We start from the raw sequence: 4146 nt of genomic DNA, 5'->3' as shown, positions 1-4146 counted from the left end.
ACCGGTGGGGTCAAGGGCGCGGGCCGGGGCGGGCTGGGTGAGCTGTGGGACGATCCGCTCAACCGTGAGCTGCTGTCGGGCAACTGGTTCGGGCGGGGGATCGGGAGTCTGTCGGTGCCGATGGCGGTGCGGCTGCAGAACGAGGTGGTGGGGCGCACCGCGCGGCAGTCGTTCCGTAACGCGGTGGGCGACCAGTTCGCGCGGGCCTTCGGTGAACGTCTGGGCTGGCGGCAGGCCGGGGAGGCGGGCCGGGCGTGGGCGGACACGTTCATGGCGCACGCGGGGCGCGGTCCGAAGACGCTGGGCCGGGAACTGGATGCCGCGCTGTCCTGGATGCCGGCCTCCATGGACGGGCTGCGCGGTGCGCTCTCGCGCGATCTGGCCGGCGCGCTGCCCTCACCGTCGTGGATGAAGTTCGTCCGGGCCTTTCCCGAGGCCGGGCTCCAGGCGGCGGCGATGAACCTGTCGGAGGGATTCTTCAACCTCGATGAGCTGGGCAAGTTCACCACCACGTGGATGACCACGGCCGGCGGCGCGGGCGCGGCGTTCGGCAGCGCGGTCGGCCATATCGGCGCGGTCAAGCTCGGCCACTGGCTCAAGGGACGCCTCGGCTTCGACCTTCCCCACCACAAACCCCCGCTGGCCGATCTCACCCCCGAACAGCTCAACAGGATGTTCCGGCCCGGCCCCGCCACAGGCGGCGGCCACCAGCCCGGCGACGACAACGACACACCCGGCGGCACCACCCCGGCCCCGCTCTACCACACCGCCCCCGGCCCCGGCCCCGACCCCGGCGAAAGCATCTCCCTGCCGGGAAATATGCTGCCCGCCACCGGCAAGATCACCGCTCCCCCGCCCTGGGCCCCGGCCCCGGGAACCCCGTTCCCCCAGACCGGCCAGGTACGGCTCACCATCCCCGACCACCTCACCCTCCACCACACCACACCCGATGCCGTACGCACGGCGGAGTGGCCCGCGCCCCCCGCCACCCGCCTCACCACCGAATCCGCCACCACCCGCCCGCCCCTGGGAACCCAGACACGCACCCGGCTGAACGACACACTCCACCACTGGCAGGCCCCTCCAGAACTGACCCGCCACAACACCGACGACACCGACCGCGCACGCCTCCTCCTCGAACGCCCCGCCGCGGCCTTCCAGGCCATGCAGCACCTGCGGCAACTCGCCACCGAAGCAGGCATCACCCCCACCGAACAACGCCGCCTCCTCACCCCCGCCGACCAGGCCATCACCCGCCGCGACTGGCCACAGACCGCCACCCACCTCACAGCCTTCAGGGACCACATACGAACCACCCTAGGCACCGAAACCTCTGCACCCGCGTCCGTTGCACCCGCCGCCGCGGCGGGCCCCGGCACACGCACGACTCCGGCAGCTCCCGACCACCCCATACGCACCCACAGCCAGAGCGCTCAGGAATCCGTCCCCACCTCGCACGACACTCCCACCAGGGGCCACGGCGTCCCGCCGGGTACGACACCCTCCGCCCCGCAGACCGCCTCGTCCGTCACAGACACGACGGCCGCCGCCCTCACCGGCCGGGAATCCGTTCCCGCGGCGGGAGAGAACGTACCGACGCGGGGAGTTGTCGCGGCGGGAGACACCGTGCCCGGGTTCCCCCTCCTCCCGACCGCATCCGAGGTCACCGCGACCGGGCCGCTCCCCGGTCCCACCGGGCCTCACGACCCCCTGGTGCACCAGGACCCGTCGGCGATCCCCGCCCCGCCGCGCACTGGGGCGCGGGAGACCCTCGTGGACCCGGCGGCGGACAGCGGCCTGCCGCGAGGCATGCAATGGGCCGGGACGGACTCGGCCGCGTCCGGCGCGAGGGTGTTCGACCCGCAGGCCCCCGCGAGCCCGGACGAGGTGGCGGCCCGGCAGGCGGACGTACGAACGGGCACGATCGCCGACCGGATCGGGAACGCGCGCAACGGTGTGCGCGGACAGGTGACGGCGGGCCTGGCGGCCCTGGCCTCACGCGCCGCACCCAGAGGGGACCTGCACGAGCACCCCGCGGGCGTGGTGAGCGCGGGCGGTGAGCTGCTGCACAGGGCGCGCAGGGCGGAGAGGGAGCGGCTGGGCCGCCTGTGGCAGGAGTTCCGGGCCGCGCGCGACGCGGATCTGCACGAACAGCTCGCCCGGAGAGAACTCTTCGACGAGCGGGACCTCTTCGACGGTGACGCCCTGCGAGAGCACGCCCGTGGGGCGGTGAGCTCCCTGCGCGGGACCCGGTTCGAGGAGTTCCTCGGCGCGCACACGCTCCTGGGCGAGCAGCGGGCGGACCCCCGCGTCGAGGAGGCCGCGCACGAGACGGCAGCCGTAAGGGTGGAGGAGTCGTTCCGGCGACAGCTGGCCGACGCCCACACCAGGCTGCGGTTCCGGCTGGCCCAGCAGTCGGGGACCGACCCGCGCGAGGTGGTGGTGTCAGGGCCGGAGTGGCAGGCGGTCACCGAGGAACTGCGCATGCACCTGGGCCGGCACGCGGTCCAGCTCGCCGAGACCGTGCGCTGGGCCGACGCCTTCCACAGTGACTTCCGGGAGGCCGTGGCCGGCCTCGGCGCGCGGGCCGGCCGGGACGGTGCGGGCGCGGCGCACGACGCCGCCCTGGACTCGGGCCGCCTGTTCGTGGGCTCGGACGGGTTCTGGCAGGCACTCGGCGAAGCGGAAGCACACACAGTGCCCCGCACCATGACCGAGCTGCGCGACCGCATGATGCTGCGCCACGTCCGCGCGCTACAGGAGCACTTCGCCAGGGACCTGGACGCGATCACCGACCGCGCGGTCGACAAGGCCGTCGGCTGGGATCCAGACGCGACGGACGGTCTGCACGTCAACGACACCGGACGGGGCGGCGAACTCGCCGAGCCGGACTGGCACGTCCTGGAGAACACCTATCAACGGCTGATCGCCGACGTCCCGGCCGCCGTGGCCCGTCTCGACGTCCGCGCGCACTGGGCACGACGGGGCCTGGACACCTTCGAGCGTTCTCTGGACAAGCACACCCTGTCCGGCGCGTCGCACGTGCCGCAGCGCACACAGCGGCTGTTGCGCGACGAACTCGACCGTGACCTGCACACCCTCTTCGAGAGGGACGGGGCGGCGACGGACACGCCCGAGGCCGCGCTCGGCGACCGACTCACCCGACTCACCACCTCGTACGCCGGCCCCGAGGCGTTCGCGGCACGTCTGGACTACGCGGCATACCGTCAGGCCCGCCTGGACGAGCAGAACGCCGTCCTGACCGAAGCACTCGCGGAGCACTTCGACGGCCTGCGCAACGGCCCCGCCCTCAGCGACGAGATGGAGCACCGGCTGCGCACGCAGTGGGAGCAGGCGGTCGACCAGGCCATCGCCGACAGCTGGTTCGGCCATCTGGGCCACCGCGACTTCCGCGCCGACACCCTCCGTCTCGCCGACGCTCCGGCCACCGGCGGCGTTCGCCACCAGCGTGCCCCCCAGAATCGCCCCTGGCACAAGTCGGCCGCCTACCTCAACGCCACGCTGGTCTCCCGGATCCAGCACGAACACGACCTGACCGAGGCCGCCGCCGACGCCGCCCGCGACTTCCACACCCTCCTGGCCGGCCACCGTCGCGACCACCCCGGCCACACCCTTGAGGACGCCGTCCGTGACAGCCTCGCCGACGAGTTCCGCGAGAAGACGCTCACGGCCTACGACACCCTCTGGGCCCAGGTCGGACACGACATCACCGCGTGGCTCGCCCACGACAAGAGGAACGACGACACCTTCACCACCACGGTCACCGCGCTCGACGCCGCCGCCCAGCAACAGACCGCCCGCCCCGTCGCCGGAGCGGGCACGCCCGTACCTCAGGTACCTCAGATACCCGAGTCTGCCGCGCAATCCCCCCAGCAGCCCGGCGACGGCATGGTCACCGCGTCGCCGGGCCACACCGGTCCCGGAACCGTCGAGAGCGACGGCATCTCCACGAAGACGATGCCTTCCGCCCCGGCCCCGGAACAGAACACCGCGGGTGCCGCCCCGGCCGAGGAGAACACCACCCGCGGCCCGAGCGCCGAGCAGGCCGGGGCCCAGCTCCAGGAGCAGCTGCGGCGCCCCGCCGAGCCTCAGCACGCCGAGCGGACGACGCCATCGCCCACCCAC

At 73.3% G+C, this 4146-nt stretch carries 3 protein-coding genes; all 3 read right to left on the bottom strand.

Annotation, left to right across the window (positions count from 1 at the left end; genetic code table 11):
* Positions 1-1995 precede the first annotated feature (1995 nt).
* Positions 1996-2328 (bottom strand): hypothetical protein, encoded by a 333-nt coding sequence (locus ACWDYF_RS35810; protein WP_451584328.1) that lies wholly within the window; start codon positions 2326-2328, stop codon positions 1996-1998.
* A 117-nt stretch (positions 2329-2445) separates the two neighbouring features.
* Entirely contained in the window at positions 2446-2745 is a 300-nt protein-coding gene (locus ACWDYF_RS35805; protein ID WP_451584327.1) for a hypothetical protein, read from the bottom strand.
* 9 nt (positions 2746-2754) lie between these two features.
* Entirely contained in the window at positions 2755-3885 is a 1131-nt protein-coding gene (locus ACWDYF_RS35800) for a hypothetical protein (protein WP_451584326.1), read from the bottom strand.
* Between the last annotated feature and the right edge of the window lie 261 nt (positions 3886-4146).

The organism is Streptomyces sp. NPDC003284 (assembly GCF_053589675.1).
This window is presented reverse-complemented; position numbering and strand designations above follow the sequence as displayed.